This window comes from Stenotrophomonas sp. ISL-67 (genome assembly GCF_018612915.1).
GTDB lineage: Bacteria > Pseudomonadota > Gammaproteobacteria > Xanthomonadales > Xanthomonadaceae > Stenotrophomonas.
The window spans coordinates 1-14252 of the sequence record NZ_JAGGRL010000011.1 but is presented as its reverse complement, the minus strand read 5'-3'; the positions used below and the strand labels follow the sequence as shown (position 1 = coordinate 14252).

10 protein-coding genes and 2 rRNA genes are annotated in these 14252 nt (G+C 66.2%); 5 read left to right on the top strand and 7 right to left on the bottom strand.

What is annotated here, in order from left to right; all coding sequences use genetic code 11:
- Positions 1–267 precede the first annotated feature (267 nt).
- Complete coding sequence (gene putA, locus J7J08_RS12205; RefSeq protein ID WP_214905862.1) at positions 268–3507, top strand: bifunctional proline dehydrogenase/L-glutamate gamma-semialdehyde dehydrogenase PutA; 3240 nt, start codon at positions 268–270, stop codon at positions 3505–3507.
- Positions 3508–3599: 92 nt separating this feature from the next.
- Here putA and J7J08_RS12200 read toward each other — a convergent pair whose 3' ends face one another.
- Positions 3600–4244: a hypothetical protein gene (locus J7J08_RS12200; protein ID WP_214905859.1), complete on the bottom strand. Its 645-nt coding sequence runs from the start codon at positions 4242–4244 to the stop codon at positions 3600–3602.
- A gap of 105 nt (positions 4245–4349) precedes the next feature.
- Between J7J08_RS12200 and J7J08_RS12195 the strand changes: the two genes are divergently transcribed.
- Positions 4350–5078, top strand: coding sequence for a ThuA domain-containing protein (locus J7J08_RS12195; protein WP_214905856.1), 729 nt, complete (start codon positions 4350–4352; stop codon positions 5076–5078).
- A 216-nt stretch (positions 5079–5294) separates the two neighbouring features.
- Here the strand turns inward: J7J08_RS12195 and J7J08_RS12190 are convergent, their stop codons facing one another.
- Positions 5295–6638, bottom strand: coding sequence for an outer membrane protein transport protein (locus tag J7J08_RS12190; RefSeq protein WP_214905853.1), 1344 nt, complete (start codon positions 6636–6638; stop codon positions 5295–5297).
- A gap of 229 nt (positions 6639–6867) precedes the next feature.
- On the opposite strand from J7J08_RS12190, the gene J7J08_RS12185 reads away from it, so the two are divergent.
- Positions 6868–7560, top strand: a complete 693-nt coding sequence (locus J7J08_RS12185; RefSeq protein ID WP_214905850.1) for a rhomboid family intramembrane serine protease — start codon at positions 6868–6870, stop codon at positions 7558–7560.
- A gap of 47 nt (positions 7561–7607) precedes the next feature.
- Here J7J08_RS12185 and J7J08_RS12180 read toward each other — a convergent pair whose 3' ends face one another.
- Together J7J08_RS12180 and J7J08_RS12175 are read right to left on the bottom strand one after the other, a co-directional pair.
- Complete coding sequence (locus tag J7J08_RS12180) at positions 7608–9038, bottom strand: S41 family peptidase (protein WP_214905847.1); 1431 nt, start codon at positions 9036–9038, stop codon at positions 7608–7610.
- Positions 9039–9207: 169 nt separating this feature from the next.
- A complete protein-coding gene (locus J7J08_RS12175) occupies positions 9208–10425 on the bottom strand; it encodes a peptidoglycan DD-metalloendopeptidase family protein (protein WP_251006623.1) in 1218 nt (405 codons plus the stop codon).
- A gap of 203 nt (positions 10426–10628) precedes the next feature.
- On the opposite strand from J7J08_RS12175, the gene J7J08_RS12170 reads away from it, so the two are divergent.
- Positions 10629–11291 (top strand): hypothetical protein, encoded by a 663-nt coding sequence (locus tag J7J08_RS12170; RefSeq protein WP_214905843.1) that lies wholly within the window; start codon positions 10629–10631, stop codon positions 11289–11291.
- 52 nt (positions 11292–11343) lie between these two features.
- Entirely contained in the window at positions 11344–13068 is a 1725-nt protein-coding gene (locus J7J08_RS12165; protein WP_214905841.1) for a M28 family metallopeptidase, read from the top strand.
- A 67-nt stretch (positions 13069–13135) separates the two neighbouring features.
- Here the strand turns inward: J7J08_RS12165 and J7J08_RS12160 are convergent, their stop codons facing one another.
- The 3 genes from J7J08_RS12160 to rrf (J7J08_RS12150) form a co-directional block, all read right to left on the bottom strand.
- On the bottom strand, positions 13136–13567 hold the full coding sequence (locus J7J08_RS12160; protein ID WP_251006620.1) for a transposase: 432 nt from the start codon (positions 13565–13567) through the stop codon (positions 13136–13138).
- 240 nt (positions 13568–13807) lie between these two features.
- Positions 13808–13922: ribosomal RNA gene (gene rrf, locus J7J08_RS12155) — 5S ribosomal RNA — on the bottom strand.
- A 156-nt stretch (positions 13923–14078) separates the two neighbouring features.
- Positions 14079–14193, bottom strand: a 5S ribosomal RNA gene (rrf, locus tag J7J08_RS12150).
- Positions 14194–14252 lie beyond the last annotated feature (59 nt).

Here is a 14252-nt window from a genome sequence, read left to right as displayed (position 1 = left end):
CGCGTTTTCCTGCCGCGGGAAACGTCTCGATGGTAGCCCTGATGTCGCGCGAGCGGCAAGGGTCCATTCACAGTTTTGGGAATGGTGCAATACAGCATAAGCGCCGGCGGCCGATTTGACGAAATCAGCACAGTTTTTAACGACACCACTGGATCCGCTGAATCCCCCTGTATGAAAGGCTATGAACGTGATCTGCGGCGCAGGGCCGATTGCTTTCATGGATGAAAAAACGATTAAAATGGTCAAGTTTTCCACGAGCCAACCGGCATGACCGCACCTTCCGCGCTTCCCCCTGCCCCGGCCCCGTCCGGTGCCTCCCGTCCGCCGCTGCTGTCCTCCGAGCTGCCGGTTGTTCCCAATGCGTTCCGCCAGGCGATCACCGATGCCTGGATGAAGGACGAGGCCAGCCACGTGCGCGAGCTGCTGGCGCAGGCACGGCTGCCCGCCGATGAGCAGGCGCAGGTGCAGGCCACCGCCGCGGACCTGGTCAAGCGCGTGCGCGTGCGTGCCAAGGACCAGGGCGCGATCGAAGCCTTCATGCGCCAGTACGACCTGGGCAGCGAGGAAGGCGTGCTGTTGATGTGCGTGGCCGAAGCGCTGCTGCGCATTCCGGACCAGGACACCGCCGACAAGCTGATCCGCGACAAGCTCGGCGAAGCCGACTGGAAAAAGCATCTGGGCGGCAGCGATTCGGTGCTGGTCAACGCCTCCACCTGGGGCCTGATGCTCACCGGCCGCATCGTGCAGATCAACGACGCCACCCGCGCCGATGTGCCGGGCGCGTTCGCGCGCCTGATGGGCCGCGTGGGCGAGCCGGTGATCCGCCTGGCCGTGCGCCAGGCGATGAAGATCATGGGCCACCAGTTCGTCATGGGCCGCACCATCGACGAAGCGCTGTCGCGCTCGCACAAGGGCGACAACGCCAGCTACCGCTATTCGTTCGACATGCTCGGCGAAGGCGCGCTGACCATGAAGGACGCCAAGCGTTACCTGGAAGACTACCGCCGCGCGATCCACTCCATCGGTGGCGACCACAAGGCCCGCGGCGGCCGCCCGGACGGCGACGTCAATTCGGCCCCGGGCATCTCGATCAAGCTGTCGGCGCTGTACCCGCGCTACGAACACGCCAAGCGCGCGCGCGTGATGGCCGACCTGGTGCCGGGCGTGCTGGAGCTGGCGCAGCTGGCCAGGTCGTACGGTATCGGCTGCACGGTGGATGCGGAGGAAACCGACCGCCTGGAACTCTCGCTGGACATCATCGAAGCGGTGGTGAGCGATGCCTCGCTGGCCGGCTGGGAAGGCTTCGGCGTGGTGGTGCAGGCGTACCAGAAGCGCACCCCGTACACGATCGATTACCTGGCCGACCTGGCCCGCCGCATCGGCCGCCGCCTGCAGGTGCGCCTGGTCAAGGGCGCGTACTGGGATGCGGAAATCAAGCGTGCCCAGATCGACGGCCTACCGGCCTACCCGGTGTTCACCCGCAAGCAGAACACCGACGTCTCCTACCTGGCCTGCACCAAGCGGCTGTTCTCGCACGCAGACGCGTTGTACCCGATGTTCGCCACGCACAACGCGCATACCATCGCCGCAGTGAAGGCCATCGCCAAGGGCGGCGAGTACGAGCACCAGAAGCTGCATGGCATGGGCGATGACCTGTATGCCGAAGTGGTGCCGGCCAACCGCTTGAACGTGCCGTGCCGGGTGTACGCGCCGGTGGGTTCGCACGAAGACCTGCTGCCGTACCTGGTGCGCCGCCTGCTGGAAAACGGCGCCAACTCCAGCTTCGTCAACCGCATCACCGACGACGCCGTAGCCATCGACGACCTGATCCGCGATCCGGTCGACGCCGTGGCCTCGTTCGACTCCGGCACGCCCTCCAACATCGCGCACCCCAAAATCCCGCTGCCGGTTGACCTGCTGCGCAGCCAGAACCACGACAGGAAGAACTCCATGGGCGTCAATCTCGCCAACGACAACGATCTGCGCGCCCTGGCCGAGCAGCTCAACGCGGCCATCAAGCCCTGGCAGGCCGCCCCGCTGGTACCGGGTGCGCAGCCCACCGGCGCGCTGTTGAACGTGGTCAACCCGGCCGATACGCGGCAGGTGGTGGGCCAGTGGCAGCCCGCCGACAGCGCCACCGTGGAAAAGGCGCTGGCCAATGCCGTGGCCGCGCAGCCGCAGTGGAACCGCACCCCGGCCGCCAGCCGCGCGGCGATCCTGGAACACGCCGCCGACCAGCTGGAAGCGCGCATGCCCGAGTTCATGGCGCTGTGCGTGAAGGAAGCCGGCAAGAGCCTGCCCGACGGCATCGCCGAAGTGCGCGAAGCCGTGGACTTCCTGCGTTATTACGCCAAGCAGGCGCGCGAACAGTTCGGCCATGCCGAAAAGCTGCCCAGCCCCACCGGTGAATCCAACGAACTGCAGCTGCATGGCCGCGGCGTGTTCGTGTGCATCAGCCCGTGGAACTTCCCGCTGGCGATCTTCCTGGGCCAGGTGGCCGCCGCACTCGCCGCCGGTAACAGCGTCATCGCCAAGCCGGCCGAGCAGACCAACCTGATCGGCTACTACGCGGTGAAGCTGCTGCTGGGGGCCGGCGTGCCCGAAGGCGTGGTGCAGTTCCTGCCCGGCGACGGCGCCACCGTCGGCGCGGCGCTCACCGCCGACCCGCGCGTGGCCGGCGTGGCCTTCACCGGTTCGACCGACACCGCGCGTGCGATCAACCGTGCGATGGCCGCACGTGACGCTGCCATCGGCGTGCTGATCGCCGAAACCGGCGGCCAGAATGCCTTCATCGCCGACTCCTCGGCGCTGCCGGAACAGCTGGTGAAGGATGCGATCGGCTCGGCCTTCACCTCCGCTGGCCAGCGCTGCTCGGCCGCGCGCGTGCTGTTCGTGCAGGACGACATCGCCGACAAGGTGATGACGATGCTGGCCGGTGCGATGGCCGAACTGAAGGTCGGCGACCCGGGCCTGTTGTCGACCGACGTCGGCCCGGTGATCGATGCCGATGCGCTGCAGATCCTGCAGGAACATGCGGTGCGCATGGAGAAGGAAGCGCGCCTGATCGCCGCGGCCGAGCTCAGCGAAGCAGCCGCGCACGGCACCTTCTTCGCGCCGCGTGCGTATGAGCTGAAGAACCTGGACCAGCTGCACAGGGAAATCTTCGGACCGGTGCTGCACGTGATCCGCTGGAAGGGCGACCAGCTCGATGCGGTGATCGACCAGATCAACGCCACCGGCTACGGCCTCACCCTGGGCGTGCATTCGCGCATCGATGAAACCGTGGACCGTATTTCGTCGCGGGTGAACGTGGGCAACGTGTACGTCAACCGCAACCAGATCGGTGCGGTAGTGGGCGTGCAGCCCTTCGGCGGCCAGGGCCTGTCGGGTACCGGCCCGAAGGCCGGTGGCCCGCACTACCTGCTGCGTTTTGCCACCGAAAAAACCGTCACCGTGAACACCACGGCGGCCGGTGGCAATGCCTCGCTGCTGACCCTGGGCGACTGATTTCGTCAGGATTCCGACAGCGGGGCAGAGCCCCGCTCTACGAACAAGAAACCCCGCAAATGCGGGGTTTCTTGCGGGTGATGCCGGCGCCGTCAGTCGGCGTGGATCGCCTCGATCTCATCGCGCATCAGCAGTTCTTCGCCCATGTAGCGCTCGAACTTGATGCGGCCAAAGCCGGGTGCGTACCAGGCCTCCATGCGGTTGTCTTCGAAGGTGGCCCTCAGGTGGCAGGTGTCCGCGAAGGTACGCGGGTTGCCATCGACGGTGGCCTCGACATTCTCGAAGCCGACGAAGGTGTAGTGGTTGAAGCCGTCGTAGTCGACGTCGGTGACGGTCTCTTCGACATGGTGGGTGCGGGTGCCTTTGCCGTTGAGCTGGAACTGCTCGCCGGGCGTCGCGCGTTGCGGGAAGGTGGGTGCCGGATCGAAGGCGTCGGTCATCACCGGTGCGGAAGCGTCGCCGCCCCAGGCGGAAATGCCATAACGCTCCTCGCCCAACAGCATGCGGCCGCTGGCATCGAAGAAGCTGGCGCGACCTATGCCGCCGCCGGCGCTGGAGACCTTCAGCGCGGGTGCGCCGTTGAACGGGGCCTTTTCGATGGTCAGCGTTTCGTCGGCGGTCGACCAGGACACGCCCGGAGTGAGGGTGAAGCACGCGGCGAAGTCGGTGGCGAAGGCCGGCGCGGCCAGGGCAGACAGGCCCAGGGCCAACGTGGAACGGAGCAGAACGGATGACATATGGTGTCCTTGTCGTCGAATCATGGTGCGGTCCCTGCACCGCGCGCGGACGATGCCGACGCGCGTGGGGCCCGGGATTGTACGTGGCTGTGGCATGATCCAGCCATGCGCCCGAATGTCCTGCCCCTGTTACTGGCGATGCTCCTGTCCACCGCTCCTGTCGCTGCCGCAGCGGCGAGCGACCGCGTGCTGGTGTTCACGCACACCGCCACGTTCCGCCACGATTCGATTCCCACCGCCGTGAGCACGCTGCGCCTGTTGGCGGAGCGGGAGCGGTTGACCGTAGACCAGAGCGAAAACCCGGCGGATTTCAATGACGCCAACCTGGCCCGTTACCGGGTGGTGGTATTCGCCAACACTACCGGCGATGTGCTCGACGCGGCGCAGCAGCAGGCGATGGAAACCTTCATCCGTGCGGGCGGCGGTTTCATGGGCGTGCATTCGGCGGCCGACACCGAGTACGAGTGGCCGTGGTATGGGCAGTTGGTCGGTGCGTATTTCAAGAACCACCCCGAAGGCCTGCAGTTCAGCCGGGTGCAGCCCGAGCGCGACGGCAAGGCACAGGGCAATGCGTGGCCGGTGCGCGATGAGCTCTACAACTACCGGAGCAACCCGCGTGGCACGGTGCAGGTGGTGGCCACCGTCGACGAGCGGATGTACCAGGGTGGCACGATGGGTGCGGACCACCCCATTGCGTGGTGCCGCGCCTACGACGGCGGGCGCAGCTGGTACACCGGGCTGGGGCATGACAAAGGGCTGTACCGCAACCGCGATTTCCTGGCCCACCTGCGGCAGGGACTGCTGTACGCGGCGGGCCGTTCGCCGACGTGCTGAGAGGCAATACCGAATGATCGGTGGCTTTGCGCTGGTGGGGTCGCATCCCGATCGACTGCACGTATGGGTGATCAGCGCGGATCAACACGGTCGGCGGTCGATCGGGATGCGACCCTACCGACGCCGATCACCGCTACGTGCAGTACTTCTTCCCCAAACGCAGAAGGCCCCGCTTGCGCGGGGCCTTCTGGTGTTACGCGGCGCGAACGCCGTGGATCAGAACTTGTAGTTGAACGAGGCCGCCAGCACGTCGCCGCGGACCTTGTACTTGCCGTTCAGCGAGTTGCCCTGGTTGTTGGTGGTGGCCGGAACGTTGAGGTTCGGGTCGCTGGTGAACAGGTGGGTGTAACCGAAGTTGTATTCGGTGTTCGCCGACGGGGTCCAGCCCACGCCCAGCGACAGCCACTTGCGGCTGGTGTCCGGCACGCGGACGTCGCGGTGGGCGTCGGTGGTCGGAGTCTGGTCGTACGCCACGCCGCCACGCAGGGTGACGGTGTCGCTCAGCTTGAAGTCGGTACCGAGCGAAACGAAGGTCGTGTCGCGGTAGCCGAATTCCAGCACCGAGTCCGGCTGCGCCGAGGCGTAGTTGATGGTGACCTGGTCGAATGCGGTCGACCAGGCAGTACGGGTGACGTCACCCATCACGGTCCAACGGTCGTTGACGTTGTGGGTCACGCTCAGGGTGGCCGACGCCGGCAGGGTCAGGGTGGCCTTGCCCGAGGTACTCACGAAGCGACCCGGCTGGGCAACCGCCAGCACGGCAGCAGCGTTGGACGGCACGTCGAAGGTGGCGTCGCCGCCGGTGATCTTGTGCTCGACCTTGGAACGGTAGCTGATACCGATGTGGGTGTTCTCATCGGGGCTGAACAGACCGCCGATGGTCCAGCCCACGGCGTTGTTGTCGCCTTCGACGGTCAGCTTGCCATCGGCGCTGCCCGGGGCGAAGCCCGGTACGCGGGACTGGGCCAGCGCGGTGCCGAAGTCGATGTTGTTGCTCAGTTCGATGGTCAGGTGCTCAACGAACACCGACGCGCCGAACGACACGTACGGGTTGACGTCGTACGAGGCGGCAAAGCCGAGGTCAATGGCCTTCAGGTCGGTCTTCAGGCCGCTGTAGCGACCCACCCAACCGTTGTCGTAATCGGTCTTGAAGCCGAACGGGGCGGTCAGCGACACACCGAAGTGGGCCTTTTCGCCGATCGGCATGTGGAAGTACGCGGCCGGAACCGGGGCAATCATGCCGGCGTCGCCGCCGTCACCGCCGGTCTGCGGCTGGCCGGTCGGCTTGCGGCCGCTGCCTTCGTATTCGGCCTTGAAGCTGATGGCGCTCAGGTCGCCCTGGATCTGCATGCCTTCCAGCTGGCGCATGCCGGCCGGGTTGACGGCGATGATCGAGGCGTCGCCCTGGGCGCTGCCCGAACCGGCGAAGGCGCGGCCGAGGCCCTTGGCGCTGTTTTCCTTCAGCTGGAAGGCGGCGGCGTTGACGTGGCCAACGGCCAGGACACCGGCGATGCCGACGGCCAGGGCGGTGACGCGGGCGAGGGTGGAAGCGGTATGCATCGTTTGTTCTCTCCGGAAATGCGTGTGGTTTGGCAACGCGCGCCTGCGCCGTCCCCCGCCCCGAAAGGCCTGGAACAACGCGCCGGATCCCCTCCCGACATACGACGCCGTATGCGAGTATACCCAGACCAGTTAATGAAACAATAACGCGGTCGTCCTTTCCGGCTATTCAGGCTGAACGCGTCGCCGCCCCCTTCAGGAGCGTTGCCGCGCTAGGCTAGCGCCACCCATGTTCGTCTCCCTCCCCTCCCGCAAGAAGTCCGCCGTCCGCTGGGCGACGCCCTTGCTGTTCGCGACGCTTTGGGCCGCATTCCTGTGGTCGATCTCGCGCCCGGGCGATGCCCGGCGCAGCCTGTGGTTGGACTGGGGTGCATTGTCCACCGGGCTGACCCGGCCGCTGGACTGGTGGGCCACCTTCCAGGACGGCAGCGTGCTTCGGTTGTTCACCGCCCTGTTCCTGCACGCGGACTGGTCGCACCTGCTGGGCAACCTGGTGTTCCTGCTGATCTTCGGGCTGCCCGCCGAACGGGTGCTGGGGCCGTGGCGGCTGATCCTGCTGTTCCTGGTGGGCGGGGCGATCTCGAACCTGACCGCGATCTACACGATGGGCAGCCCGGACCAGATCATCATCGGGGCCAGTGGCGCGGTGTCGGCCTTGATCGGGGCCTATCTGGCCCTGTTCCCCGGCGCGCGGCTGGGCGTGGTGATCCCACTTGGGCTGTTCCTGGAATTCGTGCGGGCACCGGCCTACCTGCTGATCGGGGTGTGGGCCGGGCTGCAGGTAGTGTTTGCCTATATCGGCCCGAGCTTCGGCATGGTGGCCTGGTGGGCGCACATCGCCGGGTTCGCGTTCGGGTTGGCGTATGGGGTCTATGTACGCGCAGCGATTGCCAGGCGGTTGCGGAAGCGGCACGGGTTTTGATGCACGGCGCATTCGCGCCGCTGCACGACCAACGGTCGTGCGCTACCTCATGGGTTCGGTTCGGGTTTGGCACCGGGTTCCGCTTCGGGTTTGGCGACCGTTTTTGATTCCGGCTTCTGCGTGGGCCGGCCAACGGCCGGCGCTACCGGCTTGGCGGTTGCCTTCTGCTTTGCTGCTACCGAACCCGGCTGCTTCAGTTCGGCCAGCGCTTCATTGATCGGGCCGTCGCCGGGCAGCACGTCGCCGGGCTGGTAGCCGTCACCGCCTTCTTCATCGCCACGCAGGTGGCCCGGCAGGGTTGCTTCGCTGTAATCGGACAGGCTGGCCGGCAGGTCGTCGTCTTCGCCGGCCTTCTTTTCGGGGAACAGCACCACGTCCGGCACGATGCCGGTGGCCTGGATCGACTTGCCACTCGGGGTGTAATAGCGCGCGGTGGTGAGCTTGACCGAATCGCCGTTGTCCAGCGGCAGCACGGTCTGCACCGAGCCCTTGCCGAAGGTGCGACTGCCGATCACGCGCGCGCGGCCGTTGTCGCGCAGCGCGCCAGCCAGCACTTCCGAGGCACTGGCCGAACCGGCATCGGTCAACACCACCACTGGCGCGCCCTGGAGCAGGTCGCCGGGGGTCGCGTCGAAGCGCGCATCGCTGATCGCGATGCGGCCACGGGTGCTGACGATGTTGCCCTTGTCGAGCAGGTCATCGGCGACCTGTACCGCCGCCGTGAGCAGGCCACCCGGATTGCTGCGCAGGTCCAGTACCAGGCCCTTGAGCGTGCCACCGGCCTGCTGCTGCAACTGGGCGACATGCTTCTGGAAATCGGCGCCGGTATCGGCCTGGAACGTGCTCAGGCGCACGTAGCCATAGCCGGGTTCCAGCATGCGGCTGCGCACGCTGGTGACGCGGATGGTTTCGCGGGTGATCGGCACATCGAACGGCTTGAGCTTGCCCTCGCGCACGATGGTGAGGATCACCTTGCTGCCGGCCTTGCCGCGCAGCGGTTCGGTGGCTTCGATGGCGCTGATCGGCTTGCCGTCGATGGCGATGATCAGGTCGCCGGCCAGGATGCCGGCCTTGGCCGCCGGGGTGTCGTCGATCGGCGAGATGACTTTGAGGCTGCTGTTGTCCGGCTGCTGCTGCAGCTCCACGCCAATGCCTTCATAGGCGCCTTCGGCCTGTTCGTCGAAGGCTTCGGCATCTTCTTTGTCGAAGTAGGTGCTGTGCGGGTCCAGGTCCAGCAGCAGGCCGCGGATGGCCGACTGCATCAGCTTCTTGTCGTCCACCGGCTCCACGTAGGCCGCACGCACTGCGTTGTAGACGGCCACGTAGCGGCGGATTTCCTCCAGCGGCACACGCGAGGTCACTGCCTCTTCGGTAGAAGCCGCATCGCCGCTGCGTTCCGGAACCTGGGCGGTCTGCTGCGCCCATGACAGCGCCGGCACCAGGGCCAGCAGCAGGGTGGCGGAACGGGCTACGCGCATGAAGCACTCCAGGTTGAGCGGGGGACGGGACGACACGCACCAGGGATGCGTGGCCCGATTATGCGCGAAGGCACGGTAAATTCCCGTTGAACGAGCGGGCCCTGCAACCGCCGCCACCGCCCGTTGCCAGCCCACTGGTAGAGCCACGCCCTGCGTGGCTGCCGTTGACCTACCGCCGCTGCAACCACGAAGTAGGATCCACCGGCTGCCCGTTACGCCGCAATTCAAAGTACAGCGCGGTAACCCCCTGCCCACCCGAGTTGCCGACCTTGGCCACGGCCTCCCCTTTCTTCACCGTGCCACCGGCATCCCGCAACAGGGTGTCGTTGTGCGCGTAGAGGCTCATGTAGCCATTGCCATGGTCAACGATCAGGATCATGCCGTAGCCGGTCATCCAGTCGGAGAACACCACTGTGCCATCGGCGACGGCGGTGACCGTGCTCCCCGCAGGCGCGCTGATCAGTACGCCACTGCTGGTGCGCCCGTCCGGCAGCTTGCCGCCATAGCGCGCCAGCAGGTTGCCCGACAGCGGCCAGCCCAGGCCGCCCACCTTCGGGGCCGGCGCCGAGGCCACCGCCGGCGGGGTCTTGCCCGGGCGCGGCGGCGGCTTGGTGCCACTGGCCACGGCAGCACGCTCGGCCTTTTCGGCGGCGGCCTTTTCGGCCGCCGCGCGGCGCGCGGCGGCACGGCGTTCGGCTTCTGCGCGGGCGGCGGCGGCGCGCAGGTTGGCCAGCAGCGTTTCCAGCGCCTTGGCGTCCTGGCCAAGCGCCTTCTCGCGTTCGCTGCGGTCTTTGTAGCGTTCGTCCAGGCTGGCTACCGTGGCGGCGCGGGTGCGCCGATCAACGGCCAGGCTGGCCGCCTGTTGCTTCTGCTGCTGGCGGGTACCTTCCAGCGCCTGTCGGCGTTCTTCGATCTGCGCTTCCACCGTTTCCAGTTCGGTCAGGTCGGCGGTCAGCGCGCCGATGCGCCGTGCGCGTTCTCGCTGCAGATAGCGGTGGTAGGCCAGGGTGCGGTTGGCATCGGCCACCCGGTCCTGCGACAGCAGCAACTTCAATGGCGCGTTGTTGCCGATCCGGTAGGCGGCGCGCAGCAGCGAGGCCAGTTCCTGGCGCTGCACGTTCAATCCGGCCTGCAGTTCGTTCCGGCGCTGCTGCAGTTCCTGCAGGGCGCGGGTCTCGCGCTGCAGGGCGGTTTCGGTCTGGGCCAACACGCGGCCGGTGCGGGCAACTTTTTCGTCGGCGTCGCGCAGCTGGCGCGATGCCTGCCCGCGCTGGCCTTCCAGGGTGCGCCGCTCCCGGGCCACGCCCTTGAGTTCGGTGCGCAGCTTCTGCAGCTTGCGCTCGGCTTCCTTGGGGTTCTGGGCAGCCAGCGGTGCAGCGCCGACCATGGCCAGGACAAGTGCCAGTGCCGACAGCGCCACCGGCCAACGCGACCCACGGCCGTGCCCAGCGGTCGGATTGTTATTCCGGCGTGAGGAAAAGACGTTGTGGCGCAAGGGCTTTCCAGTGACTTCAGGCAGATGCGGATCGCAGCGCTGCATGGTGACATTCCTAACGGCGGCCTGCCAGCCGCATACCGGACGATGCACCCATGAAACGCTTCCCGCTTCCGCTGCTGTTGGCCCTGATGATCCCCAGTGGATCCGCCTGGGCCGTTGACGACATCAGCAAGGTCAATGGCAGCATCACTGCAGAAACCGGCCAGGCCTATGGCGACCTGGAAACGGTGAACGGCAACATCAAGGTGGGCGCAGGCGCGACCACCCACAGCATCGAGACCGTCAATGGCAGTATCGCCGTGGACGAAGGCGCCCGCACCGGCAGTGTCTCTACCGTCAACGGCAGGATCGTGATCGGCCCGCGGGTGATCGCAGGCGGCAACCTGGAAACGGTGAATGGCAGCATCTTCACCGATCGCGGCAGCCAGATCGAAGGCAGTATTGAAACCGTCAACGGTGGCATCGGCCTGGTCGAGACGCGCCTGCGCAACAGCATCACCACCGTCAACGGCGACATCACCGTCGGGGTCGGCTCGCAGGTTGAAGGCGGCATCCACGTCGAGAAACCCAGCTTCAGCATCTCGCTCAGCGCGCCGCGCCCACCTCGGGTGATCATCGGGCCGAGGGCCTCGGTCGCCGGCGAGCTGCGGTTCGAACGCGAGGTGGTGCTGTACGTGCACCGCACGGCGAGCATCGGCCCCGTCACCGGCGCCGAACCGGTGCCCTTCGACACCGACACCGCGCCCACCCATTGATACGCTTTCACCCGGTGCCCGCGCACCAGCCCTTTGTCTCCAGGAATCGATGATGTCCCGCAAACTTCTGTTGTGCCTGGCCGCCACCGCTGCGCTGACCGCGTGCAAGGGCGAGACCACCGCTCCGGCCGCCGCGCCGGCTGCTGATACCGCTCCGGCCGCCGCCGGCCACGCCTTCTCGGCCGGGATCAACGCCGGCGACTTCGGCGAACTGGTCAAGACCCTCTCCTCGGACGCGTTTGAAGGCCGCGCGCCGGGCAGCACCGGCGAAGACCGCACGGTGGAATACATCCGCGACCAGATGCAACGCATCGGGCTGCAGCCGGGCAACGGCGACAGCTGGTTCCAGGAGGTGGCAATGACCGAAACCACCGCCGACGAATCCACCGTCCTCACGCTGGACCAGGCGGGCAAGCAGCGTGACCTGACGTTCGGCACCGACATGGTGATCGGCACCCGCAGCGGCCAGCCGGAGGTGAAGATCGATGGCAGTGAGCTGGTCTTCGTCGGCTATGGCGTGGATGCGCCGGAACAGAAGTGGAACGACTACGCCGACCAGGACTGGAAGGGCAAGACGGTCGTGATGTTCGTCAACGACCCCGGCTTCCACGTCAATGACGAGAAGCTGTTCGACGGCAAGCGCATGACCTACTACGGCCGCTGGACCTACAAGTTCGAGGAAGCCGCGCGCAAGGGCGCTGCTGCGGCGTTGATCGTGCACGACACGGCCGGTGCTTCGTACGGCTGGGACGTGGTCAAGAACTCGTGGGCCGGCCCGCAGTACGACCTGCCCGCCAAGGGCGATCCGGAACCCCGCCTGCCCGCGCAGGGCTGGCTGAGCGCCGATGCGGCGCGCCAGTTGTTCGCCGATGCCGGGCTGGACCTGGACCAGGCCTACAAGGATGCCAACAAGCGCGGCTTCAAGCCGGTGCCGCTGAAGGCGAAGATCTCGCTGGACCTGAAGAGCACCATTGCCGAGAAGAAGTCGCGCAACGTGGTCGGCGTGCTGCCGGGTACCAAGCATGCCGACGAGGCCGTGCTGTACATGGCGCACTGGGACCACCTGGGCAAGCACGAAGGTGAGCAGGGCGACAACATCTACAACGGTGCGGTCGACAATGCGACCGGCGTGGCCGGCATCCTGGAAATCGCCGATGCGATGGCCCACGAACAGCCCGCGCCGGAGCGTTCGGTGGTGTTCCTGGCGGTGACGCTGGAAGAGTCCGGCCTGCTGGGTTCGAAGTACTACGTGAACCACCCGACCTTCCCGCTGGACAAGATCGCCGGCGTGATCAACATCGATGCGATGTCGGTGGCCGGCAAGGCCAAGGACCTGACCGTGACCGGTTTCGGCAGCTCGCAGCTGGAGGACATCCTCAAGCCGCTGGCCGCGGAGAAGGGTCGCACGCTGCACGGTGAAACCTCGGTGCAGAGCGGCTTCTACTTCCGCTCGGATCACTTCAACTTCGCCAAGGCGGGCGTGCCGGCACTGTATGCCGACGGTGGCGAAGACCTGCTGGATGGTGGCGTGGAAGCGGGCCGCAAGGCGGCGGAAGCGTACGGCCGCGACCGTTACCACGGCCCGAAGGACGAGTACGACGCCAGCACCTGGAAGCTGGACGGCACCGTGGAAGACCTGGAGCTGTTGCACGGCGTCGGCAAGGCGATCGCGGTGGGTGGCCAGTGGCCGAACTGGTACGAAGGCAACCCGTTCAAGGCGGCCCGCGACGAGATGATGCAGGGCAAGGCGGAGGCGGCGGCGCCTACGGCGAAGTAAGCCGTTTCCGTCGTTGACGTTGAGAGAGAGCGGCGCCCTTGGGGGCGCCGTTTTCGTTTGGGGAGTCTCATTCGGCCTGATCGGTCTGTGCAGGCTGTTCTGTCTCTGTCGGCCAGCGGGTCCAGCAATAGGGGTAGTCGCCGACTCTTGTAGCCAGCCCCGCCCGGACTGGGTTCTCCATCAGGTAGTTGGCCTGCGTGAGCAGGGATTCGTCCGAGCGTATGCAGTGGTCATAGAAGCCGCGCTGCCACAGGGATCCCTGCGAGTTCCGATGCAGGTTGAGCGCACGTGAGGAGCGGGATTTGAAGGCCTGCATGCAGCGACTGATGTTTCCGTTGCCCAGTTGCATCAGCCAGTGGATGTGATCGGGCATGACCACCCAGGCAAGCGTGCGAGAACGATGTTCCCGGTCGGAGCAGCGAAGCGCCTCGACCACACATTCGACGATGGCGTCATCGACAAAGAGGGATTCGCGGCCGGCTACGACGGTGGTGAGCATGTAGTACGCCCCCGGGAGGGAGCGGCGGCCGATGAGGAGACGTGGACTGGACATGACCCCAGAGTGGCGTTTGCCCACGGCCGGTTGTATCCGGAATGTCTCAATCAGGCTGTCAGACGAAGCCGGTAGGGTTGCATTCCGATCAACCGCCGGGGTGGTGATTACCCCATTGGGGCATGACCACGAACGCAGGCAAAGAAAAAACCCCGCTGCGTGAGCAGCGGGGTTTTGGGGTGTAAACCCTGGCGATGACCTACTCTCGCATGGCTTGAGCCACACTACCATCGGCGCAGCTGCGTTTCACTTCCGAGTTCGGGATGGGATCGGGTGGTTCCACAGCGCTGATTTCACCAGGGAGACGGTTGGAGCAGCGCGGTGCGCCAGCTCGGCATTTGTCTCCGTGCCACACGACCAGCAGTCGTGTGCTATCGGGTGCAGGCTACCGAAAACCGGAGGCTTGCAAAAAAAGGAAAACCCCACTGCGCAAGCAGCGGGGTTTTCGGGGTGTAAACCCTGGCGATGACCTACTCTCGCATGGCTTGAGCCACACTACCATCGGCGCAGCTGCGTTTCACTTCCGAGTTCGGGATGGGATCGGGTGGTTCCACAGCGCTAATTTCACCAGGGAGACGGTTGGAGCGTCGCGATGTACGTGATTTTCCCTTGGGGAAAAAGCACGGCCATA

Excerpts from the sequence above, each read along its gene's own strand:
- putA (WP_214905862.1), top strand. The coding sequence starts at position 268 with ATGACCGCACCTTCCGCGCTTCCCCCTGCCCCGGCCCCGTCCGGTGCC.
- J7J08_RS12165 (WP_214905841.1), top strand. The coding sequence starts at position 11,344 with ATGTCCCGCAAACTTCTGTTGTGCCTGGCCGCCACCGCTGCGCTGACC.
- J7J08_RS12170 (WP_214905843.1), top strand. The coding sequence starts at position 10,629 with ATGAAACGCTTCCCGCTTCCGCTGCTGTTGGCCCTGATGATCCCCAGT.
- J7J08_RS12185 (WP_214905850.1), top strand. The coding sequence starts at position 6,868 with ATGTTCGTCTCCCTCCCCTCCCGCAAGAAGTCCGCCGTCCGCTGGGCG.
- J7J08_RS12160 (WP_251006620.1), bottom strand. The coding sequence starts at position 13,567 with ATGCTCACCACCGTCGTAGCCGGCCGCGAATCCCTCTTTGTCGATGAC.
- J7J08_RS12195 (WP_214905856.1), top strand. The coding sequence starts at position 4,350 with ATGCGCCCGAATGTCCTGCCCCTGTTACTGGCGATGCTCCTGTCCACC.
- J7J08_RS12180 (WP_214905847.1), bottom strand. The coding sequence starts at position 9,038 with ATGCGCGTAGCCCGTTCCGCCACCCTGCTGCTGGCCCTGGTGCCGGCG.
- J7J08_RS12175 (WP_251006623.1), bottom strand. The coding sequence starts at position 10,425 with ATGGTCGGCGCTGCACCGCTGGCTGCCCAGAACCCCAAGGAAGCCGAG.
- J7J08_RS12200 (WP_214905859.1), bottom strand. The coding sequence starts at position 4,244 with ATGTCATCCGTTCTGCTCCGTTCCACGTTGGCCCTGGGCCTGTCTGCC.
- J7J08_RS12190 (WP_214905853.1), bottom strand. The coding sequence starts at position 6,638 with ATGCATACCGCTTCCACCCTCGCCCGCGTCACCGCCCTGGCCGTCGGC.